This window comes from Dyella sp. KRB-257, assembly GCF_049445995.1.
GTDB lineage: Bacteria > Pseudomonadota > Gammaproteobacteria > Xanthomonadales > Rhodanobacteraceae > Dyella_A.
Genome location: NZ_JBMSDZ010000006.1, coordinates 165,265 through 188,690 on the forward strand (window position 1 = coordinate 165,265; position 23,426 = coordinate 188,690).

Annotated in this window: 22 protein-coding genes; 19 read left to right on the plus strand and 3 right to left on the minus strand. The window is 68.5% G+C overall.

The window, feature by feature from the left end; all coding sequences use genetic code 11:
- Positions 1 to 55 precede the first annotated feature (55 nt).
- From ACO2Q2_RS06880 to ACO2Q2_RS06890, 3 genes are all read left to right on the plus strand, one after another.
- Complete coding sequence (locus ACO2Q2_RS06880) at positions 56 to 823, plus strand: hypothetical protein (protein WP_423255016.1); 768 nt, start codon at positions 56 to 58, stop codon at positions 821 to 823.
- A 134-nt stretch (positions 824 to 957) separates the two neighbouring features.
- On the plus strand, positions 958 to 1,875 hold the full coding sequence (locus ACO2Q2_RS06885) for a glycosyltransferase family 2 protein (protein WP_423255085.1): 918 nt from the start codon (positions 958 to 960) through the stop codon (positions 1,873 to 1,875).
- Positions 1,872 to 2,786: a DMT family transporter gene (locus ACO2Q2_RS06890; RefSeq protein ID WP_423255017.1), complete on the plus strand. Its 915-nt coding sequence runs from the start codon at positions 1,872 to 1,874 to the stop codon at positions 2,784 to 2,786. Before ACO2Q2_RS06885 ends, ACO2Q2_RS06890 begins: the two co-directional genes overlap by 4 nt.
- A gap of 171 nt (positions 2,787 to 2,957) precedes the next feature.
- On the opposite strand, the gene aroB is transcribed toward ACO2Q2_RS06890, so the two are convergent.
- Positions 2,958 to 4,049 carry a 3-dehydroquinate synthase gene (gene aroB, locus ACO2Q2_RS06895; protein WP_423255018.1) on the minus strand — a complete coding sequence of 364 codons (1,092 nt, stop codon included), beginning with the start codon at positions 4,047 to 4,049 and terminating at the stop codon, positions 2,958 to 2,960.
- A complete protein-coding gene (locus ACO2Q2_RS06900) occupies positions 4,046 to 4,585 on the minus strand; it encodes a shikimate kinase (RefSeq protein WP_423255019.1) in 540 nt (179 codons plus the stop codon). Before ACO2Q2_RS06900 ends, aroB begins: the two co-directional genes overlap by 4 nt.
- A gap of 68 nt (positions 4,586 to 4,653) precedes the next feature.
- Here ACO2Q2_RS06900 and ACO2Q2_RS06905 point away from each other — a divergent pair, with 68 nt between their 5' ends.
- Both ACO2Q2_RS06905 and ACO2Q2_RS06910 read left to right on the plus strand, forming a co-directional pair.
- Complete coding sequence (locus ACO2Q2_RS06905; RefSeq protein WP_423255020.1) at positions 4,654 to 5,502, plus strand: NAD-dependent epimerase/dehydratase family protein; 849 nt, start codon at positions 4,654 to 4,656, stop codon at positions 5,500 to 5,502.
- A gap of 107 nt (positions 5,503 to 5,609) precedes the next feature.
- Entirely contained in the window at positions 5,610 to 5,954 is a 345-nt protein-coding gene (locus ACO2Q2_RS06910; protein ID WP_423255021.1) for a YbjQ family protein, read from the plus strand.
- A 43-nt stretch (positions 5,955 to 5,997) separates the two neighbouring features.
- On the opposite strand, the gene ACO2Q2_RS06915 is transcribed toward ACO2Q2_RS06910, so the two are convergent.
- Positions 5,998 to 6,810: a kinase gene (locus tag ACO2Q2_RS06915; protein ID WP_423255022.1), complete on the minus strand. Its 813-nt coding sequence runs from the start codon at positions 6,808 to 6,810 to the stop codon at positions 5,998 to 6,000.
- Positions 6,811 to 6,869: 59 nt separating this feature from the next.
- Between ACO2Q2_RS06915 and pdxH the strand changes: the two genes are divergently transcribed.
- From pdxH to ACO2Q2_RS06985, 14 genes are all read left to right on the plus strand, one after another.
- Complete coding sequence (gene pdxH, locus ACO2Q2_RS06920; RefSeq protein ID WP_423255023.1) at positions 6,870 to 7,457, plus strand: pyridoxamine 5'-phosphate oxidase; 588 nt, start codon at positions 6,870 to 6,872, stop codon at positions 7,455 to 7,457.
- Between the two features lie 4 nt (positions 7,458 to 7,461).
- Positions 7,462 to 7,908 carry a secondary thiamine-phosphate synthase enzyme YjbQ gene (locus tag ACO2Q2_RS06925; protein WP_423255024.1) on the plus strand — a complete coding sequence of 149 codons (447 nt, stop codon included), beginning with the start codon at positions 7,462 to 7,464 and terminating at the stop codon, positions 7,906 to 7,908.
- A gap of 258 nt (positions 7,909 to 8,166) precedes the next feature.
- Entirely contained in the window at positions 8,167 to 8,973 is an 807-nt protein-coding gene (locus tag ACO2Q2_RS06930) for an ABC transporter substrate-binding protein (protein ID WP_423255025.1), read from the plus strand.
- Positions 8,974 to 9,052: 79 nt separating this feature from the next.
- Positions 9,053 to 9,259, plus strand: a complete 207-nt coding sequence (hemP, locus tag ACO2Q2_RS06935) for a hemin uptake protein HemP (protein WP_423255026.1) — start codon at positions 9,053 to 9,055, stop codon at positions 9,257 to 9,259.
- Positions 9,260 to 9,899: 640 nt separating this feature from the next.
- Positions 9,900 to 11,171 (plus strand): efflux RND transporter periplasmic adaptor subunit, encoded by a 1,272-nt coding sequence (locus ACO2Q2_RS06940; protein WP_423255027.1) that lies wholly within the window; start codon positions 9,900 to 9,902, stop codon positions 11,169 to 11,171.
- A 149-nt stretch (positions 11,172 to 11,320) separates the two neighbouring features.
- Positions 11,321 to 12,034, plus strand: a complete 714-nt coding sequence (locus ACO2Q2_RS06945; RefSeq protein WP_423255028.1) for an ABC transporter ATP-binding protein — start codon at positions 11,321 to 11,323, stop codon at positions 12,032 to 12,034.
- Between the two features lie 364 nt (positions 12,035 to 12,398).
- Positions 12,399 to 13,706, plus strand: a complete 1,308-nt coding sequence (locus ACO2Q2_RS06950; RefSeq protein ID WP_423255029.1) for an ABC transporter permease — start codon at positions 12,399 to 12,401, stop codon at positions 13,704 to 13,706.
- Between the two features lie 13 nt (positions 13,707 to 13,719).
- On the plus strand, positions 13,720 to 14,955 hold the full coding sequence (locus ACO2Q2_RS06955) for an ABC transporter permease (protein ID WP_423255030.1): 1,236 nt from the start codon (positions 13,720 to 13,722) through the stop codon (positions 14,953 to 14,955).
- Between the two features lie 132 nt (positions 14,956 to 15,087).
- Positions 15,088 to 16,392: an ABC transporter permease gene (locus ACO2Q2_RS06960; RefSeq protein WP_423255031.1), complete on the plus strand. Its 1,305-nt coding sequence runs from the start codon at positions 15,088 to 15,090 to the stop codon at positions 16,390 to 16,392.
- 14 nt (positions 16,393 to 16,406) lie between these two features.
- Positions 16,407 to 17,630 (plus strand): ABC transporter permease, encoded by a 1,224-nt coding sequence (locus tag ACO2Q2_RS06965; RefSeq protein ID WP_423255032.1) that lies wholly within the window; start codon positions 16,407 to 16,409, stop codon positions 17,628 to 17,630.
- Between the two features lie 329 nt (positions 17,631 to 17,959).
- Positions 17,960 to 19,261 (plus strand): ABC transporter permease, encoded by a 1,302-nt coding sequence (locus ACO2Q2_RS06970; protein ID WP_423255033.1) that lies wholly within the window; start codon positions 17,960 to 17,962, stop codon positions 19,259 to 19,261.
- An 11-nt stretch (positions 19,262 to 19,272) separates the two neighbouring features.
- Positions 19,273 to 20,490, plus strand: a complete 1,218-nt coding sequence (locus ACO2Q2_RS06975) for an ABC transporter permease (protein ID WP_423255034.1) — start codon at positions 19,273 to 19,275, stop codon at positions 20,488 to 20,490.
- 337 nt (positions 20,491 to 20,827) lie between these two features.
- Positions 20,828 to 22,132: an ABC transporter permease gene (locus tag ACO2Q2_RS06980; RefSeq protein ID WP_423255035.1), complete on the plus strand. Its 1,305-nt coding sequence runs from the start codon at positions 20,828 to 20,830 to the stop codon at positions 22,130 to 22,132.
- A gap of 8 nt (positions 22,133 to 22,140) precedes the next feature.
- On the plus strand, positions 22,141 to 23,361 hold the full coding sequence (locus ACO2Q2_RS06985) for an ABC transporter permease (RefSeq protein ID WP_423255036.1): 1,221 nt from the start codon (positions 22,141 to 22,143) through the stop codon (positions 23,359 to 23,361).
- Positions 23,362 to 23,426: the final 65 nt, after the last annotated feature.

Below are 23,426 nucleotides of genomic sequence, written 5' to 3' on the forward strand. Positions count from 1 at the left end.
CCCGGCGTCTGGCGGGCTGACCGCCGCCCGGCGCGGCGGCTGAGGCGCGCGCGGCATGCGCTGGCGCCGGCAGATCGGTTTCGCACTGTGGCTGGTGGCGCTGGCGCTGTTGCCGTGGTGGTTGGGCCTGCCGCTGCTGCTTGGCATCGCCGCCGTATTGCTGGTGGGGGCCGAGCGGCTGAGTCAGTTCGCTTCGACGCTGCGGTTGGCGCTGCGCTGGGGCCTGCCCGGCGTGGTGCTGGCACTCAAGCGCTGGCTGGGCGGCGACGCGCTGGCGTGGACGATCGCCGCCGTCGCCGCGCTCGCCGGTTTCACCCTGCTGGCCGGACTGGAATCGTGGCTGGACCGGGCGCGCCGTCGCGAGGCCGAGCAGGCGGATGCCGAGTCGCCGCGCCGCGCCGAATGGCCGGAACTGGCGCTGGCGCCGCTGCGCGTCGGCGGCATCGTGGAGCTGGCGCCGGTGCGGTGGCACGCGCTGGACGAGGCGGCGAACGATGCGCTGGACGACGGCCGCGGTGGCCGCGTGCGCTACCGGCGCGAAGCGGGCTTCGCCGGCTATGTGTTCGATGACGGCTCGCGCGTCGAGGCCCCGCCGGGGCGGCTGTGCGTGAGCCCGCGCGGGCGCTGGCTGGCGCTGGAGGCGCAGCCCGGCGTGCTGCTGTGGGATCGCGAGCTCAAGCAACGGCACCGCCTGCGCCGGCACCGGCTGTGCGGCTGGCACGACGAATCCCCGTGGCTGCAGGGCGGCGACGCCGGCATGCCGCTGCCGCTGCGCGATGCGCTGGACCGCGAGCGCGCACGCCATCGATCGGCCCCGATATGAGCGACCGTTCGGGCCGAGCGAAGTGAAGCGAAGTCGAAGGGCAAGGTCGTCACGATCATTCCGTCACGATCATTCAACGGCCGAATCAACAGGCCGTTTTCGATGGGCGCTCCCGCGCGCATACTTGCGCGGTGATCAACTCCCCCGATTCCTTTCCCGCGACCCCGGCGGGCGTGCCGGACGTCAGTGTCATCGTGGTCTCGGCCGACAGCGGCCCGGGCCTGCATGACTGCATCCGCCGTGCGTTGGCCTGTCCGGCCGTGCGCGAGGTGCTGCTGATCGACAATGGCTCGCGCGACGGCGTGCCCGAAGCGGTCGCCCGCGCGCACGAGCATGAGCCGCGCCTCAGCGTGATCTTCAACCACGCCAACCTCGGCTTCGGCCCGGCGGTGAACCGCGCGGCCAGGCGTTGCGGCGGCTCGCGCCTGCTGGTGCTCAACCCGGACTGCCTGCTCAAACCCGATACCGTGGCGCGCCTGGTCGCCGCGTTCGATGCACAGCCGCGCGCCGGCCTGGTCGGCGCCGTGGTGTGCGACCCGCACGGCGTGCCGGATCCCGCCTCGCGCCGCCGCGATCCGCTGCTGGCGCGCACGCTCACCACCTTGTTCAGGCGCCCCGGCGAGGGCATCCACGTCGAGGGGCCGATGCCGGACCACGCGGTGGAGGCCGAGGCGGTGTCCGGCGCGCTGATGCTGGTGTCGCGCCGCGTGTTCGATTACCTCGACGGCTTCGACGAGCGCTACTTCCTGCACTGCGAAGACCTCGACCTGTGCCGCCGCGTGCGCGATGCGGGCTATCGCGTGATGCTGGCCGGCGACGTGCGCGTGCTGCACGGCAAGGGCGGCTCCAGCCGGCACCGGCCGGTGTTCGTCAGCTGGCACAAGCACCGCGGCATGTGGCGCTGGTTCCGCACGTTCGATCCCGACGCGCGCAAGCCGCATCTCGCGGCGATCGTCTGGCTGGGCCTCTGGGCGCATTTCGCGCTCAAGCTGCCGGGGCTGCTGTGGCGGCGCTTCACCACGCGTCCGGCGACGCAGGGCGCCACCACATGAGCACAACTCAGAGGCGCAGCGCGGCGCTGGCCACGGTCGCGCTGGTCGTGGTGACGGCGGTGTGGGGTTCCACCTTCTTCCTGATCAGGGACGTGGTGCAGCGCGTGGCGGTGGCGGATTTCCTCGCCGTGCGCTTCGTGATTGCCGCGCTGGCGATGGCGCTGATGTTCGCCCGTCCGCTGCTGCGCCTGCCGCGCCGGCAGTGGCTGCAGGCGCTGGCGCTGGGCGTGGTGTACGGCCTGGCGCAGTTGCTGCAGACCACCGGGCAGATCTACGCCTCGGCCAGCGTCAGCGGCTTCGTCACCGGCATGTATGTGGTGTTCACCCCGCTGCTCGGCACGCTGCTGCTGCGTCAGCGCATGCCGTCGGTCACCTGGATCGCGGTGCTGCTGGCCACCGGCGGCCTGGCGCTGCTGTCGCTGCAGGGTTTCAGCGTGAATCGCGGCGTGGTGCTGGTGCTGATCTCCGCGCTGCTCTATGGCCTGCACATCGTGGGGCTGGGTCAGTGGTCGCGCCCGGGCGATGCGTTCGCGCTGTCCACCGTGCAGATGCTGGCAATCGCCGCGGTGTGCCTGCTGGCCACGCTGCCGCACGGGCCGAAGCTGCCGCCGGACCGCGGCGTGTGGTTCGCGCTGATCTACATGGCGCTGGCCGCCGGCGCCGGCGCCATGCTGGTGCAGACCTGGGCGCAGGCGCACATGCCGGCCACGCGCGCGGCGATCGTGATGACGCTGGAGCCGGTGTTCGCCGCCGGCTTCGCCGTCGCCTTCGGCGGCGAGTCGCTGACCTGGCGCATGCTCGCCGGCGGCGCGCTGGTGCTGGCGGCGATGTACCTGGTGGAGCTGGCGCCGCGTCGCAACGCACGCGCGGCGGCCGGGATGCCGGCCGAGGCGATCCATCACGAGGTGTAGGAGCGCACCCTGTGCGCGACCGGCGAACGCTTGGTGGTCCCATTTCGTCGCCCACAGGGTGGGCTCCTACAAAAAAGCGGTTCCGGTAGGAGCGCACCCTGTGCGCGACCGGCGAACGCTTGGTGGTCCCCCTTTGTCGCCCACAGGGCGGGCTCCTGCAAAAGGCGGCTCCTACACCGCCGCCTGCAGCACGCCCAGCACCGCCTGTTCCGCCACGCCGCCGACGATCTCCGCGCGGCCGATGCCGCGCCACAGGATCAGCCGCAGCGTGCCGGCGGTGTTTTTCTTGTCCAGCCGCATCAGCGCCAGCAGCTGCGGCGGGTCCATGCCGGGCGGCACGTCGGTGGGCAGGCCCAGGGTGTCGAGCAGGCGCTGCAGGCGCAGGGTGTCGTCCAGCGTGCTCATGCCGAGCTGCTGCGAGAGCTGCGCGGCCAGCACCATGCCCACCGCCACCGCCTCGCCGTGCAGCAGGGTGGCGTAGCGGCCGGCGGTTTCCAGCGCGTGGCCGAAGGTGTGGCCGAGGTTGAGCAGGGCGCGCTCGCCCTGTTCGGTTTCGTCGCGGGCGACCACGCCGGCCTTGTACGCGACCTTGCGTGCGATCGCCTCGCTGACCGTGGCCGGATCGCGCGCGGCCAGCGCGTCGGCATGCGTTTCCAGCCAGGCAAAGAAATCGCGGTCGCCGATCGCCGCGCCCTTCACCACCTCGGCCAGCCCCGCGCGGAATTCGCGCTCGGGCAGGGTGGCCAGGGTGCCGATGTCGGCGAACACGCCGCGCGGCTGGTGGAACGCACCGACCAGGTTCTTGCCGGCCGGCAGGTTCACGCCGGTCTTGCCGCCGACCGAGGAGTCGACCATCGCCAGCAGCGTGGTGGGCAGCTGGATGAAGTCGATGCCGCGCATCCAGCATGCCGCGGTGAAGCCGGCGAGGTCGCCGACCACGCCGCCGCCCAGCGCGATGATGCAGGCGTCGCGGGTGGCGCCGAGCCTGGCCAGCGCGGCCAGCGCGCGCTCGACATTGCCGAAGGTCTTGTGCGCCTCGCCGTCGTCGAGCAGGAAGCTGTCCCATTGCAGGCCGTCGAGGCCCCGCGTCACGCGTTCGAGATACAGCGGCGCCACCGTGGTGTTGCTGATCACCAGCACGTGGCGTCCGCGGATCGCCGTGCGCCAGCGCGCGTGGTCGTCCAGCAGGCCGCTGCCGATGTGCACGGCGTAGCTGCGTGCGCCGAGGGTGACGTCGATGGTGTGCGTGGCGGGGGCGTTCATGCGGCCTGCGTGCGGTTCCAGTGGGTGTCGATCAGTGCGATGCAGCGCTCGGTGGCGGCAGCGACGTTCTCGTGCTCGCCGCTGACGGTGAGGTCGGCGATCTCGCGATACAGCGGCGCGCGCGTTTCGCGCATGGCGTCGAGCTTGCCGCGGCGATCCTCGCCGGCCAGCAGCGGGCGCCTGGTGTCGCGCGCGAGGCGTTCGAGCTGCTGCTCGATGGTGGCCTGCAGCCACACCACGTAGCCGCGCTCGGCGAGGTGGCGGCGGTTCACCGGATCGAGCACGGCACCGCCGCCGGTGGCCAGCAGCACGCCGGCGCACCGGCTGCATTCGTCCAGCAGCTGGCTCTCGCGCTGGCGGAAGCCGGCCTCGCCCTCGATCTCGAACACCGTGCTCACCGGCACGCCGCAGTGCTGCTCGATCTCTTGGTCCAGATCGACGAACGGCAGGCCATAATGCGCGGCGAGGCGCCGGCCGATCGAGGTCTTGCCGGCGCCGGTGGGACCGACGATGAACAGGTTGCACGACGGATTCATGCGCGAATGTTAGCGTGGAACACCACACTCTCAGGGCACACCACGCCGACGACGGGGATCGCCACGCCATGAGCGAGCGCGTGCTGCTGGCCGGCTGCGGCGACCTGGGCCAGCGCGTGGCGCGCCGGCTGCGCGCGCGTGGCGACACGGTGTTCGCGTTGCGCCGCCATCCGCCGACCCACGGCAGCGACGGCATCACTTGGCTGGCCGGCGACATGACGCAGACTGACCGCCTGCCGCCGCTGCCGCCGGGCATCACCCAACTGGTGCATCTGCCCACCCCGGGCGCGCGCGACGAGGCTTCCTGTCGCGCCGTGTTCGTTGATGGCCTGCGCCACGTGATGGCGGCGCTGGATGCGGCGTCGCTGAAGCGGGTGCTGTTCGTGTCGTCCAGCGCGGTCTACGGCGAGAGCGCCGGCGGCTGGGTGGACGAGGACACGCCGCCCGATCCCCCCGGTTTCAACGGCGTGCTGCTGCTGGAGGCCGAGCGCTGGCTCGCCGCGCAGCCGGTCGCCGGCATCGCGCTGCGGCTGGCCGGCCTCTACGGCCCGGGGCGGCTGCAACTGATCGATCGCCTGCGCGCCGGCGTGGCGCGGGTGCCGCGCACGCAGACGCACTGGGCCAACCGCATCCACGTCGAGGACGCCGCCGCGGCGATCGCGCAGCTGCTCGCGCTGGACGATCCGCAACCGGTCTACCTCGGCGTGGACGATATGCCGCTGCCGATCGACGTGCTGTACGACCATCTCGCCGCGCTGGCCGGCACCCCGCCGCCGGCCGACGGCCCCGGACCGGCGGGCATCGGCAGCAAGCGGCTGCGCAACGCGCGCCTGCGCGCCAGCGGCTGGGTGCCGCAGTGGCCGGACGCGCGCGACGGCTACGCGGCGCTGATGCAGTCGACCGAGCGCCCCGGCTGAGCGGTTCGATCGATGGGCGCGGTGCTGGCCGTCGCGCATCATCGATCGCCACGGTCGACATCATCGGCGGTTCGCCCCGCAGGTCTTCATCGAGCAAGGAGCGTGTCATGGCAGTAGCGGTTTCAGCGGAACTGGTCAGCACCACCAACGAGATTCCCGGCCATCGCATCGTGCGCCCGCTGGGTGTGGTGCGCGGCATCACCGTGCGTTCGCGCAGCATCGTGGGCAACCTCGGCGCGGCGTTGCAGACGCTGGTCGGCGGCAACATCACGATCTACACCGAACTGTGCGAGAAGGCGCGCGGCGAGGCGTTCGAGCTGATGCTGCAGCACGCCGCGGCGATGGGCGCCAACGCCGTGGTGGGCATGCGCTACGACGCCAACGAGGTGGCCGAAGGCGTGACCGAAGTGCTCGCCTACGGCACCGCCGTGCAGGTGGAGCCGGGCGCCTGAGCGTCGCCGCGCGCGCGTCGCCCGGCTCGGCCGCGCGCCGGCTTCAGCCGTGGTTGAGTCCGGTGACGCGGCGCTCGGTGTCGTATTCCACCCAGCTGTCGGCCAGCTGGGGCAGCGTGGCCAGCGCGTGGCGACTGAGTCGCTCGAAGTGCGCGAGAAAGCGCTCCATCGCCCTGGCGTCCATCGCCAGCGGCGCGTGGCGGGCGATCAGCGCTTCTTCCTGCTCGCTGCGCCAGCGGCGCACCACGTCCCAGTTCGGTGCCTGCAGCACGATCAGCGCGTCGAGCTTGCGCCATAGCGGCTGGTAGGTGCGCAGCTGCCTGTTGACCCAGCGACGCCAGGCGCCGTCGGGATCCTCCTTGCGTTCGAGCTCGTTCACCGGTGTGTTGAGGGCCGCGGCGGTCTGTGGACGGATGCCCAGCGCCCAGCCCTCCAGGATCACCAGCTTCGGCGGGTGCGTGACCCGCGGCCAGCGCGACGGCGGCAGCCGCGTGTCGCGTCCCTTGTCGAAACGCGGGTAGGGCACCGGCAGCTTCTCCGATGCCTTGCGCAGTCCCGCCAGCACCGAGAGCAGCAGCTCGATCTCGTGCGTGCCCGGCACGCCGCGCGTGCGCAGCAGCGGATGGATCTCCCTGGCCAGCATCTCGCGCTCGGCGCGCGAGTAGTAGAAGTCGTCCAGCGACAGCACCTCGGTGGGAATGCCGCGCGACTCGGCCTGCGTCTTGATGACACGGGCGAGGGTGCTTTTGCCGCTGCCCTGCAGGCCGGAAAGGCCTATCAGATAAGGCCGTCGCGCGCGGGCGACACGACCGGCGTAGTGGTCGAGCAGATGCACGGCGAGCGCCCGATTCTGCATGCTAGGATCGTTGTTCATCCGCGCCATGATGGCGCGCACCGGCCACGATTCAAGACCATATGCTCAAACGCGAGATTCTGGACACCCTCGTGCAACTGCTCGACGAGGCGAAGGCGGTGGGAGAGCGCGAGCCGACGGCGATGAACCTGGCCACCGCCGATGCCGCGGGCCGCATCAGTTCGCGCATCGTGCTGCTCAAGAGCGTGGACGAGCGCGGTCTGCGCTTCTTCACCAACTACCAGAGCGACAAGGGCGAGCAGATCGAAGCGCACCCGCAGGTGGCGCTCAATTTCCACTGGAAGGGTATCCGCGACGGCATCCAGGTGCGCGTGGAAGGGCTCGCGCGCAAGCTGCCCGCCGAGGAGTCGGACGCCTATTTCGCCACGCGCCCGCGCGGCAGCCAGATCGGCGCCTGGGCCTCGCTGCAGTCGCAGACGCTGCCCGACCGCGACACCTTCAACCAGCGCGTGGCCCGCTACGAGCAGGAGTTCGTGGGCCGCGACGTGCCGCGCCCGCCGCACTGGGGCGGCTACGTGGTGGAGCCGGACATGGTCGAGTTCTGGTACGGCGCCGAGTTCCGCCTGCACGAGCGCGTGCGCTGGAGCCGCCACGGCCAGGCCTGGACGCAGCGGATGCTGTACCCCTGACCCCATGCGCCGCCATGCCGCCGACCACGTTGCGCAAGCCGTCTTCGCCGTGCACACGCGCGGGCGCGGCTTCTGCGAGATCACCGACGAGGTGGCCAACGCGGTCGCTGCCAGCGGCGTGCAGACCGGGACGGCGAACATCTTCACCGCGCACACCAGTTGCTCGCTGCTGATCGGCGAGAACGCCGACCCCACCGTGCGGGCGGATCTGGAACGCTGGTTCGCCCGCGCCGTGCCCGACGGCGATCCGCTGTTCCAGCACGATGCCGAAGGGCCGGACGACATGCCCGCGCACGTGCGCAGCATTCTCACCGGCGTCAGCCTCACCGTGCCGGTGCATGCCGGGCGCCTCGCGCTGGGCACGTGGCAGGGCCTGTACCTGTGGGAGCACCGCACCGACGCGCACCAGCGCAAGGTCACGGTGACGGTGATCGGCGGCGCACACGGCTAGACCATCGACACATAACCATCGACACATGCACGAGCGCACCCTGTGCGCGAGCGGCGAACCGCTTCGTGGCCCCCATTTCGTCGCCCACAGGGTGGGCTCCTACAAAAAGCGGTTCCCGGAGCGCACCCTGTGCGCGAAGACTTTTCATCGGGTTGGCATAAAAGCCTTCGCACACAGGGTGCGCTCCTGCGGTTTCCGTGTCGCAATACCAGGGAAGCTCCGGACAAGTCGTCCCTTTCAGTTATCGAGACACGCCCCATGAGTCCACCTGACGCCTTTCCCCAACGCATCGTCTGCCTCACCGAAGAACCCACCGAGGTGCTCTACGCGCTGGGCGAGGAGCATCGCATCGTCGGCATCTCCGGCTTCACCGTGCGGCCGCCGCGCGCGCGCAAGGAGAAGCCCAAGGTGTCGGCGTTCACCAGCGCGAAGATCGGCGAGATCCTCGCGCTCAGGCCCGACCTGGCGATCGGCTTCTCCGACATCCAGGCCGACATTGCGCGCGAGCTGATCAAGGCCGGCGTGGAAGTGTGGATCTCCAACCACCGCAGCGTGGACGGCATCCTCGCCTACATCCGCCGGCTCGGCGCCATGGTCGGTGCGCACGAGAAAGCCGAGGCGTATGCGCAGCGCGCCGAGGCGCACATCGCCGCCGTGCGCGAGGCCGCCGCGGCGCTGCCGCGCCGGCCGAAGGTGTACTTCGAGGAATGGGACGAGCCGCTGATCACCGGCATCTGCTGGGTGGCCGAGCTGGTCAACCTCGCCGGCGGCGATAACCTCTTTCCCGAGCTCTCGCGCGAGCCACTGGCGAAGCAGCGCATCCTCGCCGACGGTGCGCCGGTGATCGCGCGCGCGCCGGACATCATTCTGGGCTCGTGGTGCGGCAAGCGCTTCCGGCCGGAGAAGGTGGCCGCGCGGCCGGGCTGGGACGCGATTCCCGCCGTGCGCGACGGCGAGCTGCACGAGATCAAGTCGCCGATCATCCTGCAGCCCGGCCCGGCGGCGCTGTTCGACGGGCTCGACGCGATTCACCGGGTGATCGCGGACTGGGCGCACGGGAGCTGAATCGGGCGGGGCTGGTGGATTGACTCTTGAATGAGAATGCTTATCATCCGACACGTAACCCCTTGCGGAGCAAGCCCTCATGAATCGTCCTTTGTTGATGACACGCGCCGATGCCAGCGCCCGGCCGGCCGGCCGATTGTCGCTTGCGTCGTCGCCGTCGCGACCGTCCCGCGTGCTGCCCAGTGACGAGCTGCTGGCCGGCGGACGCGAACTGGTGATTCGCCACGAGGGTGGTGAGTATTTCCTGCGGCTCACCCGCAACAACAAGCTCATCCTCACCAAATAATCCGGCGGCGCTGCCGCCGCCGCCGATTCCCGTTCACGGCCTATCGCCAGCGTCGTCCCCGACGATCAGCCGGGCCTCCCTTGGGACGCGCTGCTGGCCGGTGCAAACGAACTGCCCGGGCGTGCCGATGCGCCGGCCGGACGGGTGGATCGCGCGCGGCGACTGCGCTTCGTCACCTAGGAGCGTGGGCCGTAGAAATCTTTGGGCTGCGATTGTGCTCTCATCCATAGGCTGTGCCTCTCGTCGGGCTTGCATAGAGTGACTATGCGCACCCTCCGATAGACGCATCCTATGGCGATAGCCCAATCTCGCTATCCAAAGTTTCTACGGCCCACGCTCCTAGCGGCTCGGTCCGTGCGAGCTGCTGTGCGTGCGCACCGCCGATACCGCCGGTGCCCTGAGCTGGCGCACCGCGCAGCAGCTGGCCGACGCTGAAGGCGTGCGACTGAGCGCATAGCGAGGCGACCGCGTCCGACGGCTGTCCGCCTGTCCGTGGCGGTGTCCGCGGACACTGCCCGGGTCCGCGCCGCGTGCCGGACAAACCCAGCCGCAGCGCGCCCTGGCCGGGTTTGCCACCACTGGCACGGTGCTTGCTGAAATGTCTTCGAGGCTGCATCTGTCCGCAGCCGTGGGGACCGCAATGATCCGTGACACCTCCGCCCAAGACCGCCTGGTCGAGGTCAAGCCCAACCGCAAGCGCCGCCTGCTGCTGCTCGGTGCGGGCGTCGGCGTGATCGCGGTGCTGGCGTTCGCGATGCCCGGCGTGCTGCAGCTGTTCTCCGCCGACGCCTCGGTCAGCGCCTCGCGGCTGGCGTTCGCCACGGTGACGCGCGGTCCGTTCGTGCGCGACATCGCCGCCGAGGGCAAGGTGGTAGCCGCGGTGAGCCCCACGCTGTACGCCACCTCCGGCGGCGCGGTGACGCTGAAGGTGCACGCCGGCGATACGGTGAAACAGGGGCAGGTGCTGGCGACCATCGTCAGCCCCGAGCTCACCAACAAGCTGGCGCAGGAGCAGTCCAACGCCGACGCGATGGAAGTGGAATACAAGCGCGCGCAGATCGACGCGCAGAAGAAGCGCGCCGAGTTGCAGCAGGCATTGGACAACGCACGGATCGACGCGCAGGCCGCCCGCCGCACGCTGGAGCGCAACACCGCCGCGTTTGCCAAGGGGGCGGTGGCCAGGAGCGACGTCGACACCGCCAGCGACACCCTGCAGAAGGCCGAGATCGCCGAGCGTCATGCCAAGGCCAATCTCGGCATGGACAACGACAGCCTGAACTTCAACATCGAATCGAAGAAGCTCGCCTTCGAACGGCAGCAGCTGCTGGTGCAGGAACTGCAGCGCCAGGTGGACGACCTCAACGTGAAGTCGCCGGTGGACGGCCAGGTCGGCCAGCTGTTCATCGCCGAGCGCGCCACCGTGGCGAAGGACGCCCAGCTGCTCAGCGTGATCGACCTCAGCGCGCTGCAGGTGGAAATGCAGGTGCCGGAAAGCTTCGCGCGCGATCTCGCCATCGGCATGCCGGGCGAGATCAGCGGCAACGGCAAGACGTGGCACGGCAAGGTCAGCGCGATCTCGCCCGAGGTGGTCAACGGCGAAGTGGCCGCGCGGCTGGCCTTCGACGGCGCCACGCCCCGGCAGCTGCGCCAGAGCCAGCGCCTGTCGGTGCGCGTGCTGCTGGACAAGCGCGACAACGTGCTCACCGTGCAGCGCGGCTCGTTCGTCGACGAGTCCGGCGGCAACTACGCCTACGTCGTGCGCGGCGGCATCGCCACCAGGACACCGATCCGCGTGGGCGCCAGCAGCATCGACAAGGTGGAGATCCTCGACGGCCTGAAGGAAGGCGACAAGATCGTGATCTCTGGCACCGACAACTTCAAGAACGCCGCCAAGGTGGCGATCAGCGATTGATGTTTCCCTTCTCCCTCCGGGAGAAGGTGCCCGAAGGGCGGATGAGGGTACGGGGCGTGCCACAGATTTGGGCAAGCCCCGCACCCTCACCCCAGCCCTCTCCCGAAAGGAGAGGGAGCCAAGCAGAACCACTCCCAAAGGACTCCACCATGCTTACCATGACCCACCTGTCCAAGGTCTACCGCACCGAAGTGGTGGAGACCTACGCCCTGCGCGATTTCAACATCGACGTGAAGGAGGGCGAGTTCGTCGCCGTCACCGGCCCGTCCGGCTCGGGCAAGACCACCTTCCTCACCATCGCCGGTCTGCTGGAGACCTTCACCGGCGGCACCTACCACCTCGACGGCATCGAGGTCAGCCAGCTCAACGACAATGCCCGCTCGAAGATTCGCAACGAGAAGATCGGCTTCATCTTCCAGGCGTTCAACCTGATTCCCGACCTCAACGTCTACGACAACGTCGAAGTGCCGCTGCGCTACCGCGGCATGAAGGGCGCCGAGCGCAAGCAGCGGATCATGGACGCGCTCGAGCGCGTCGGCCTGTCCTCGCGCGCGAAGCACTACCCGGCCGAGCTCTCCGGCGGCCAGCAGCAGCGCGTGGCGATCGCCCGCGCGCTGGCCGGCAGCCCGCGCCTGCTGCTGGCCGACGAGCCGACCGGCAACCTGGACACGCAGATGGCCCGCGGCGTGCTGGAGCTCATCGAGGAGATCCACCGCGAAGGCGCCACCATCGTGATGGTCACCCACGATCCCGAACTGGCCGCCCGCGCCCAGCGCAACGTGCACATCATCGACGGCCAGGTGGTCGACCTGGCGGAGGAGCCGCGCTTCCACGCGCACGCCGCCCGCGCCATCGACGCCTGACGCTTGAAAGCCCTCTCCCCTGGCGCAGCCGGGGGAGAGGGTGGGGTGAGGGGGACGCTTTTGCTCTTGGTTCATGCGGTGGAACCGAAGCAAAAGGCACCCTCACCCCAGCTCTCTCCCCCGACGGTGAAGCCGTCGGGGGAGAGGGAGCAGAAGCGGCACGCGGTGACGTGGATCGTTGCCGCGATGTCGACGCTTGAAGCCCTCTCCCCCGACGGGAAAGCCGTCAGCAGAGAGGGAGCCAAAGCGGCGCGCGGTGGGTACAACCACCCTGCGATACCGATGCTTCAACGCCCTCTTGCCCGGGCACACGTGGGTGAAAGAGCCGCACCGCGCCGTCGCCATCCAACCTGGAATTCGCCCGATGTTTGCCTACTACTTCCAGCTCGGCCTGCGCAGCCTGCGTCGCAACCCGATGCTCACGGCGCTGATGATCATGGCCATCGGCTTTGGCGTGGCCGCATCGATGACGACCTACGCGGTGTTCCGCGCCACCTCCAGCAACCCGATCCCGCAGAAATCCTCGCAACTGTTCGCGGTGCAGATCGCCAACTGGAAGCCGTCGGACCTGGACAAGGGCGAGCCGCCGAATGCGCTCAGCTACACCGACGCCAACAACCTCTCGCGCGCCCACAGGGCACTGCGCGAAACCGCGCTGTATCCGGTGGCGCCGTCGGTGATTCCGGCCGATGCCAGCCAGCTTCCGTTCAATGCCAACGCCTATGCGGCATATGGCGACGTGTTCGCGATGTTCGACATCCCGTTCCTCTACGGCAGCGGCTGGAGTCGTAACCAGGACGAGGCGCGCGGCGCCGTGGTGGTGATCAGCAGGACGCTCAACGACAAGCTGTTCGGCGGCGTCAACAGCGCCGGGCGCGAAATCGACCTCGACGGCCATAACTATCGCGTCACCGGCGTGATGGACCGCTGGAATCCGCAGCCACTGTTTTTCGATCCGGTCAACACCCAGGGCTTCGGCGATCCGGTCGACCTGTTCATGCCGTTCACCCGCGCGGTGGAGCTGCAGATCGGCACGGCCGGCAACAACAACTGCAACGCGCCGGCGGGCAACGGCTGGGACGGCTGGCTGCGCTCGGAGTGCATCTGGGTTGCCTACTGGGCCGAGCTTCCCACCGCCGCCGACGTGGACGCCTACCGCAGTTTTCTCACCGGCTATGCCGCCGAGCAGCAGCGCGCCGGCCGCTTCACCTGGGCACCCAACGTGAAGCTGCGCAACGTCACCGAGTGGCTGGACTTCCAGCACGTAGTGCCGCCGGAAAGCAAGATTTCGCTGCTGGTGTCGCTGGGCTTCCTGCTGATCTGCCTCGTCAACACCGTGGGCCTGCTGCTGGCCAAGTTCATGCGCCGCGCACCGGAGATCGGCGTGCGCCGCGCGCTCGGCGCCTCGCGCGGCGCGGTCTACGCGCAATTCCTGATCGAGGCCGGCGCGGTGGGCCTCGCCGGAGGCCTGCTCGGCCTGCTGCTCACCGCGCTGGGGGTGTTCGGTGTGGGTCTGGTGTTCGACCCGCAGATCGCCCGGCTGGCCACCGTGGACCTGTCGCTGGTGGCGCTGACCGTATTGGTGGCAATTGCCGCCACCGTGCTGGCCGCCTTCTATCCCACGTGGCGCGCCGCCCAGGTGCAGCCGGCGTGGCAGCTCAAGTCGAACTGATCCGGAGCGCACGATGAACCTGCAGATCCAACCCATCCTCGCCGCGCTCAAGCGGCACAAGGCCGGCACGCTGCTGATCGCGATGCAGATCGCGCTCACCCTGGCCATCGTGTGCAACGCCACCTTCATCATCCGCGAGCGGCTGGCGCGCGTGGCGCGCCCCACCGGCATGGTGGAAACCAACCTGCTGGCGATCCAGAACCGCTTTGTCGGCAACGAGAGCAAGAGCAGCGAGCCGCTGGTGAAGGCCGATCTCGCCGCACTGCGGCAGATGCCCGGCGTGGTCGACGCCACTGCGATCAACTCGTACCCGCTGCGCGGCGGTGGCTGGTCGATGGGCGTGCAGCTCGACCCGGATGCGAAGAAGGCGATCACCGCCACCACGCTGTATTTCGCCGACGACCATGCGCTGGCCACCATGGGCCTCAAGCTGGTCGCCGGACGCAACTTCCGCGCCGATGAAATCAGCTGGAAGGATGCCCAGGAAGTCGAGGCGCCGGCGCAGATCATCGTCAGCAAGGCACTCGCCGACAAGGTGTTCCCGGACGGCTCGGCATTGGGCAAGAACATCTACATCATGGGCACACCCAAGCCCAGCACCATCATCGGCATCGTCGAACGCCTGCAGACGCCGTGGAACGGCACCTTTGCCGACAGCTTCATGGAGCACTCCGTACTGCTGCCGCTGCAGCTCACCGGCTCGTTCGGCAGCTATCTGATCCGCACCGAGCCCGGTCGCCTGGAGGCGATGACCAAGGCGGTGCCGGCGCTGCTGGTGAAGACCAACCGCATGCGCGTACTGCGCGACGAGACCGGCGTGCGCACCTTTGCCCAGGTGCGCGAGGCCGCCTACAAGACCGACCGCGGCATGGCCCTGCTGATGAGCGTGGTGTGCGCCGTGCTGCTGGCGATCACCGCTGCCGGCATCGTCGGCCTCACCAGTTTCTGGGTCGGCCAGCGGCGCAAGCAGATCGGCGTGCGCCGCGCGCTCGGCGCCACCCGCAACGACATCCTCGGCTACTTCCTCACCGAAAACCTGCTGATCGGCGTGGCCGGCGTGATCGTCGGCACCGCGCTGGCGGTGGGATTGAACCTGTGGATGGTCACCCACTTCGAGATGCATCGCCTCTCGATGGTCTATGTCGCCGTCGGCGTCGTCGCGCTGCTGCTGATCGGCCAGGGCGCCGTGCTGGCGCCGGCGCTGCGCGCTTCGCGGGTGCCGCCGGTGGAAGCCACGCGGTCGGTGTGATGAATGGATCTTGTAGGAGCGCACCCTGTGCGCGAATGCTCTTGCTCCTGATCGACATCAAAGCGAAAAGCATTCGCGCACAGGGTGCGCTCCTACAGTGGCGGGTTTGTCTATCGTTGATGGAGCACGGGAATGTTTGCCTACTACCTCGAATTGGCCCTGCGCAGCCTCCGGCGCAACAAGGCGCTCACCGCGCTGATGGTGTTTGCCGTGGCGCTGGGCATCGGCGCCAGCATGACCACGCTGACGGTGTTCCACGTGCTGTCGGGCGATCCGATTCCGGGCTCCAGCGGCACGCTGTTCTATCCGCAGCTCGATCCCCAGGACAAGGACGGCTACGAGCCCGGCAAGGAGCCGCCCGCGCAGGTTACCTGGATCGACGGCATGAACCTGCTCAAGGCGCACCGCGGCACGCGCCAGGCGCTGATGACCGGCGGCGCGGTGCCGGTGCAGCCGGCGCAGTCGGGCATGGATCCGTTCTTCAGCGACGCGCGCTACACCACGGCGGATTTCTTCGCGATGTTCAAGGTGCCGTTTCTCTACGGCCACGGCTGGAATGCGGCGGACGACGACGCCAAGGCGCGCGTGGTGGTGATCACCCGCGAGCTCAACGACAAGCTGTTCGGCGGCAAGGACAGCACCGGCCAGACGCTGCGCATCAAGGACACTGCCTTCCGCGTGGTGGGCGTGCTCGACACCTGGCGGCCGAATCCGCACTTCTACGACCTCAACATGGGCGGCTATCGCGCGCTGGAAGACGTGTTCCTGCCGCTGGCCACCTTCCGCGACCTGCGGCTGGACCGCAACGGCTCGATGGACTGCTGGGGCCGCGGCGGCGGCGACGAAGAGCATCTGGAAACCGCCAGCTGCGTCTGGCTGCAGTTCTGGGTGCAACTGGACGGCGCCGAACAGGTGGCTGCCTACAAGGATTACCTCACGCACTACTCGCAGGAGCAGCTGTCGCTGGGCCGCTTCCAGCGCCCGCCCAACGTGAGGCTGCGCAGCCTCATGCAGTGGCTGGACTTCAACAAGGTGGTGCCCAGCGACGTGCGGCTGCAGGTGTATCTCGCGTTCGGCTTCCTGCTGGTGTGCCTGGTGAACACGGTGGGATTGATGCTGGCCAAGTTCATGCGCCGCGCCAGCGAGCTGGGCGTGCGCCGCGCGCTGGGCGCGTCGCGCCGCAACGTGTTCGCGCAGTTGCTGGTGGAGTCCGGGGTGATCGGCCTGGCCGGCGGCATCGGCGGGCTCGGTCTCGCCCTGCTCGGCCTGTGGGCGGTGCGGCATCAGCCGTCCGACTACGCCAAGCTCGCCCAGCTCGATCCGGCGATGCTGCTCACCACCATCGCCCTCGCCGTGGGCGCCAGCCTGCTGGCCGGCCTGCTGCCTGCCTGGCGCGCCTGCCAGGTCACGCCCGCCCTGCAACTGAAGAGCAACTGAGACCGGAGCATCCGATGGAAATCCTGCCCATCCTCGCCACGCTGCGCCGGCACAAGATCACCGCCGCGCTGCTGATCCTGCAGATCGCGCTCACCTGCGCCATCGTGTGCAACGCGGTGTTTCTGATCAGCCAGCGCCTGCAGCGCATGGACATGCCCAGCGGCATCGCCGAGCGCGAGCTGCTGCACCTGGAGCTGGCCGACATCGGTCGCGCACCCGACGAGAAAGCGCGCACCGCCGAAGACCTCGCCGCACTGCGCCGGGTGCCCGGCGTCACCGATGTCGCGTCGGTCAACCAGGTGCCGTTCGGTAACTCGTCCTGGAACAGTGGCATCAAGCTCGACCCGCAACAGAAAACCTCCACCCTCAACATGACCACCTACTACGGCGAGAACGCCGCGCAGGCGCTGGGCGTGCAGCTGGTGGCCGGCCGCCTGCTGCAGCCGGACGACTACATGGATTTCGACGACGTGGTGAAGGCCGCGCAGGCCGGCGATACCAAACGGCTGCCGAGCGTGCTGGTCATCACCCAGGGCCTGGCCGAACGGCTGTGGCCGGGACAGAGCGCGCTGGGCAAGCAGCTCTACCTGGGCAGCGATACGCCACTGCGCGTGGTCGGCGTGGTCAAGACGCTGATCCGCCCCTCGGTGTGGGACGACTCGATGGCCCAGTACACCGGCCTGCTGCCGATGCGCGTCTACAACAGCAACTATCTGATCCGTACCGCGCCGGGCGATCGCGAGCGCGTGCTGCAAGCGGCCATCGCGGCGCTGAAGAAGACCGATCCGCACCGCGTGGTGATCAACAAGCGCCTGATGAGCGACATGCGCCGCGACTTCTTCCGCGAGGACCGCGCCATGGCCGTGCTGCTGGCCGGCGTGTGCGTGGCGCTGCTGGTGGTGACCGCGCTGGGCATCGTGGGCCTGGGCAGTTTCTGGGTGGCGCAGCGGCGTCGGCAGATCGGCGTGCGCCGCGCGCTCGGTGCCACCCGCGGCAACATCCTGCACTACTTCCAGACCGAGAACTTCCTGCTCGCCACGCTCGGCATTGCGCTGGGCATGGCGCTGGCCTACGGCATCAACCTGTTCCTCATGCACCACTACGAGCTGCCCCGCCTGCCGGCGATCTACCTGCCGGTCGGCGCCATCGCGCTGTGGCTGATCGGCCAGGCCGCCGTGCTCGGCCCCGCGCTGCGCGCCGCGGCGGTGCCGCCGGTGGTGGCGACGCGGTCGGTGTGAAGGGAGGTGGCTGGCGGTGCTTTGCTGAGTGCGGCTGAAGCGGGAGACGCGCGGGATCAACCCCGCAGTTGCTGCTGTTAAGCCCTCTTCCCTGGCTCCGCCGGGGGAGAGGGTTGGGTGAGGGGGCGCTTTTGCTCTTGGCTCCGTGCCGTGGAAGCCAAGCCAGAGCGCCCCCTCACCCCAGCCCTCTCCCCCGACGGTCAAGCCGTCAGGGGAGAGGGAGCTCTATCGGCGCATGTCCGCGGTCACCCGCGACATCGTCAGTGCCAGCCGCTCTGCCTTGGCGCAGCCACGGAAGAGCTGGCTTGGGAATTCCACGAGGGACTTGCATGTTCGGCTATTACATCGACCTGGCCCTGCGCAGCCTCAAGCGCAATAAGGTGTTGACGGCGCTGATGGTGCTGGCGATCGCCGTAGGCATCGGCGCCAGCATGACTACCCTGACCATCGTGCACCTGCTTTCCGGCGATCCGTTGCCGGGCAGAAGCAGCGCGCTGTTTTTTCCGCAGGTGGATCCGGAGTCACCGGTGTCGCAAGGGCATACCCAGCCTTACCCGATGATGGACTACCGCTCGGCCGTGGACCTGTGGAGCGCCCGCCGCGCCGATCGCCAGGCGATCATCACCAGCAGTTCGGCGAAGGTGCGCCTGCCGGACAGCGGACAGCCACCATTGATGCTGGGCCTGCTCGCCACCTCGGCGGATTTCTTTCCGATGTTCGACGTGCCGTTCCGGTACGGCTCGGGCTGGAGCACGGATGACGACGCGCACCGCGCGCGGGTGGCGGTGATCTCGGCCGGTCTCAACCAGAAGCTGTTCGGTGGTGCCGACAGCGTGGGACGCACCCTGCGGTTGCGCGATACCGATGTGCGTATCGTCGGCGTGCTCAAACCCTGGCGCCCCACGCCGCTGTTCTACGACCCGTGGAGCCAGAACTTCAGCAAGACCGAGGACATCTTCGCGCCCTTTGCCAGCAGCCTGGAGATCAACAAGGGCAATTTCCAGCCATATACCTGCTGGCACGTGCCGAAGGATCCGCACGACATGCAGCACGCCGACTGTGTCTGGGTGTGGCTGTGGGTCGAGCTGGACAGTCCGGCCAAGGTGCGCGATTACGCGCGTTTTCTGGACGACTACGCAGATACGCAGAAGGCGGCCGGCCGCTTCGCCGTGGGCAGCGAGCGCGTGCGCCTTCGCGACCTGATGACCTGGCTGACCGCGCGCGGCCAGGTGCCGGACGACGTGCGTCTGCAGGCATGGCTGGCGTTGGCATTCCTCGTCATCTGCCTGCTCAATGCCGTGGGGCTCCTGTTGGCGAAGTTTCTGCGCCGCAGCGGCGAGATCGGCGTGCGCCGCGCATTGGGTGCCAGCCGCGGCGCGATCTTTGCGCAGTGCCTGGTCGAGGCGGGTGTGATCGGCGTGCTCGGCGGCTTCTTCGGTTGGGTTCTGACCTTGCTCGGCCTGTGGCTGGTGCGTCATCAGCCAGTAGATTACGCCCACCTCGCACGACTGGACACCACCATGTTCCTGGCCACGTTCGCACTGGCGGTATGCACCAGCCTGCTCGCCGGGCTGATCCCGGCGCTGCGCGCCAGCCGCGTCGTTCCCAGTTGGCAGCTCAAGGCCTTGTGAGGAAATTGGTCATGCAGATTCAACCCATCGTCGCGGCGCTGCGCCGCCATCGCCTCGCCACCCTGCTGATCGCGATGGAGATCGCGCTGGCCTGTGCGGTGCTTTGCAACGCCTTCTTCCTGGTCGCGCAGCGCATGAAGATGATCCACACCCACAGTGGTATCGACGAACGCTCTCTGGCGACACTGAGCGTCACCGGCTTCGAGCCGAGCCAGGCCGCGGACGTCAACGCGCGCATGCTGGCGGGCCTGCAGGCCATCCCCGGGGTGCAGTCGGCCACCCTGATCAACCAGGTGCCGTTCGGGCCGCAGGCAGGTGCTGCCGGCGTGACGCACGATCCGGGTGGCAACAAGAACCGGATCGGCGTGGTGGATTTCGTGCTGGGCGGGCCGGGTACCTTCAAGGCGCTGGGCCTCAAGCTGGTTGAAGGAAGATTGCCGCAGGCGGACGAATACCAGCCTGCGATCAGCTTCGTCCCCAGCGATGCGCAGGTGCTTGTCACTCGCGCGCTGGCGCAACACGCGTGGCCCGGAGAAAGCCCGCTTGGCAAGGATTTCTGGTGCGACAAGTTCCACTTCCGTGTGGTCGGCGTGGTGGATCACTTGGCGCGCGCCCAGCCGCACCAATACGACATGGCGCAGGCCGAGTGGACGGTGTTCACGCCCACCGCGCCGGGAGGTTCGCTCTCCGGGACCTACCTGTTGCGGGCACGACCGCAGGATGTGCAACGGGTGCTGCGCGATGCCAAGGCTGCGGTTGCGAAGATCGCCCCCGACCTGGTGCTGAACCAGGAGGACAGCAAGACGCTGGGCGACCTGCGCACGAATTACTTCCAAACCGACCGCATCATGGTCGGCCTTCTGCTCGGCGTGGTCGTCCTCATGCTCGGCGTCACCGCACTTGGCATCGTCGGGCTCACGAGCTTCTGGGTAGGGCAGCGGCGGCGCACCATCGGCGTGCGTCGCGCACTGGGGGCCACGCGCGGAGACATCCTGCGCTACTTCCAGACCGAGAACCTGCTGATCGTCAGCGTCGGCATCACGCTGGGCATGTTGCTGGCCTATCTGCTCAACGCCGTACTGATGAAGTTCTACGAGCTGCCGCGCCTGCCGTTGTACTACCTGCCGGTCGGCGCGCTGGCCCTGTGGCTGCTCGGTCAGCTGGCGGTGCTGGGCCCGGCGCTGCGCGCTGCAGCCGTGCCGCCAGTGGTGGCGACGCGGTCGGTATGAAGGGGGGTGGCTGGTGGTGTCTTGCCGAGTGCGGCTGAAGCGGGAGACGCGCGGGATCAACCCCGCAGTTGCTGCTGTTAAGCCCTCTTCCCTGGCTCCGCCGGGGGAGAGGGTTGGGTGAGGGGGCGCTTTTTGCGCTTGGCTCCGTGCCGTGGAAGCCAAGCCAGAGCGACCCCCTCACCCCGGCCCTCTTCCCCGACGGTCAAGCCGTCAGGGGAGAGGGAGCCGAAGCGGCGCGAGTGCAAGATCCGGCTCTGCGTCGTTGATGTTCGAAGCATGCCCCTCGACGGCGAAGGCGTCGGTGGCGTGGAAGTTTGCATGGACAGGGAGGATAGACATGTTTGGCTACTACACGGAACTCGCACTGCGCAGCCTGAGGCGCAGCCCGATTCTCACCGCGCTGATGGTGCTGGCGATCGGGCTGGGTATCGGTGCGTCGATGACGATGCTCACTGTGCTGCATGTGATGACGGCCGATCCACTGCCGGGTCAGGGCGCACGCGTGTTCTATCCGCAGATCGATCCGCAGGATGCGAACGGCTACCACCCCGGCGACAAGCCACCGGACCAGTTCACCTGGCGCGATGCGATGAACCTGCTGCACGCGAAGCGGGGCTCCCGCCAGGTGGCGATGACCGGCGGGCAGGTGACGGTGCGCCCGCCGCAGGGTGAGGCGCGTGCGTTCTTCGCGTCGGCACGCTACGCCAGCGCGGACTTCTTCGCCATGTTCCAGGTCCCGCTTCTGCACGGCCACGGCTGGAGCGCGGCGGGCGATGCAAAGCAGTCGCGCGTGGCGGTGATCTCACGCAAGCTCGCCGACAAGCTCTACGGCGCCGACAAGGCCGTCGGACAGTCGCTGCATCTGGGTAGGGATTACTTCACGGTGATCGGCGTCATCGACCACTGGAATCCCGAGCCGCATTTTTATGATCTCACCCACGGTGCCTACGCCGACAGCGAGCAGGTATTCCTGCCGCTGGAGACAGCGATGGCTTTGAAGCAGGGAACCCAGGGCAGCATGAGCTGCTGGGGTGACGGCGGCATGGGCGGCGACATGCGCACAGCCGACAGCTGCGTGTGGACCCAGTTCTGGGTACAGCTCAATACGCCCGAGGCGGTGCGTAACTATCGCCAGTTCCTGATCCACTACTCGCAGGAACAGAAAGCTCTCGGTCGCTTCCAGCGTCCACCCAACACAGCCCTGCACAACGTGATGGGCTGGCTCGACGTCAACCATGTGGTGCCCGGCAGCGTGCAGCTGCAGGCGCTGCTCGCGCTCGGTTTCATGCTGGTGTGCGTGATCAACACGGTGGCGCTGCTACTGGTGAAGTTTCTGCGTCGCGGCGGCGAGCTGAGTGTGCGGCGTGCCATGGGCGCGTCGCGTCGATCGGTGTTCGCGCAGTTGCTGATCGAGGCGTCGATGATCGGCGTGAGCGGCGGTCTCGCCGGCCTGCTGCTGGCGCTGGGCGGTCTGTGGATCGTGCGCCAGCAGCCGGCGCAGTACGCCGCGCTGGCCCACCTGGACGCAGCCATGCTGCTCGGCACGCTGTTGCTTGCACTGGCCGCGACCTTGCTCGCGGCGTTGTTTCCGGCGTGGCGGGCCTGCCATCTGCCGCCCGCGCGCGCCCTGAAGCTGCAGTGAGGATTCCCATGCACCCGATCATTGCCGCCCTGAAACATCACCGCACCGCCGTCGTGCTGGTGCTGCTGGAGGTGGCGCTTACCTGCGCCATCGTCACCAACGCACTGTTCGTCATCGGTAGCCGTCTGGATGCCATGCATGTGGTCACCGGCGTGGCTGACAAGGAGATCGTGTGGGTGCGCAGCAGCGGCCTGCGCGATGCCGCCACGCCGGCCAGTCGCGCCAGCCTGGTGGCGGCCGACCTGGCCGCTCTGCGCAGCATCCCCGGCGTGCGCAGCGTCACGATGACCAACGGCTTGCCGCTGGCCGGCTCGTACTGGCGCGGCGTCGCCTACCGCAAGCCGGGCGACGAGAAGAGCAGCATCAACAATGTCACCTTCTACGTCGGCACGCCGGGGGTGGTCTCCACACTTGGCCTCACGCTGGTAGAGGGGAGGGATTTCCTGCCGCAGGAGTTCTCCGATTTCGATCTCTTCAAGCACACCGTGCCATCGCCCGGGGTGATCGTCACGCGCGCGTTTGCCGACAGGGTCTGGCCCGGCGAGGATCCCTTGGGCAAGCCGATTTATCTGGGTGACCACGGCAAGGACGTCACGCATGTGGTCGGAGTGGTCGCACACCTGCTCAACCCAGGATTGGACAAGTATTCGGACAACGAATCGAACCTGCTGATGCCGGTGCGGTCGGTGCAGGGCGGCATGTATGTGCTGCGAACCACACCCGGCGCGCGTGATGCAACGCTGCGCGACCTGCCCAAGGTGCTCGATGGCGTGGACGACCAACGCATCATCACCGCCAGCAAGACGCTCAGCGAGAGCATCGACGAGCATTTCCACGACGACCGTGCGCTGATCTGGCTGCTACTGGCGGTGATCGGTTGCCTGCTCGCGCTTACCGCGCTGGGCGTGGTGGGCCTGTCCAGCTTCTGGGTGCAGCAGCGCACGCGGCAGATCGGCATCCGCCGAGCCATCGGCGCCACCCGGCGCGACATCCTCGTGTACTTCCAGGCCGAAAATTTCCTGATCGTCACGGCGGGCATCGTGCTTGGATCGCTCGGTGCGGTCGGCTTGAACCTGTGGCTGATGGCGCACTACGAGCTGCCGCGCATGTCACTCGCCGTGCTGCCCGTGGGCGCGTTGGTGTTGTGGCTGATCGGTCAGCTCGCCGCGCTTGGCCCGGCGCTGCGCGCCTCGCGCGTCCCGCCGGTGGTGGCGACGCGCAGCGTGTGAGTTCCGGCCCATCCCGTGTCTCCGCGGTTCGGGCAGAATCGGGGTTCTTGCCAGGGAGAGTGTGA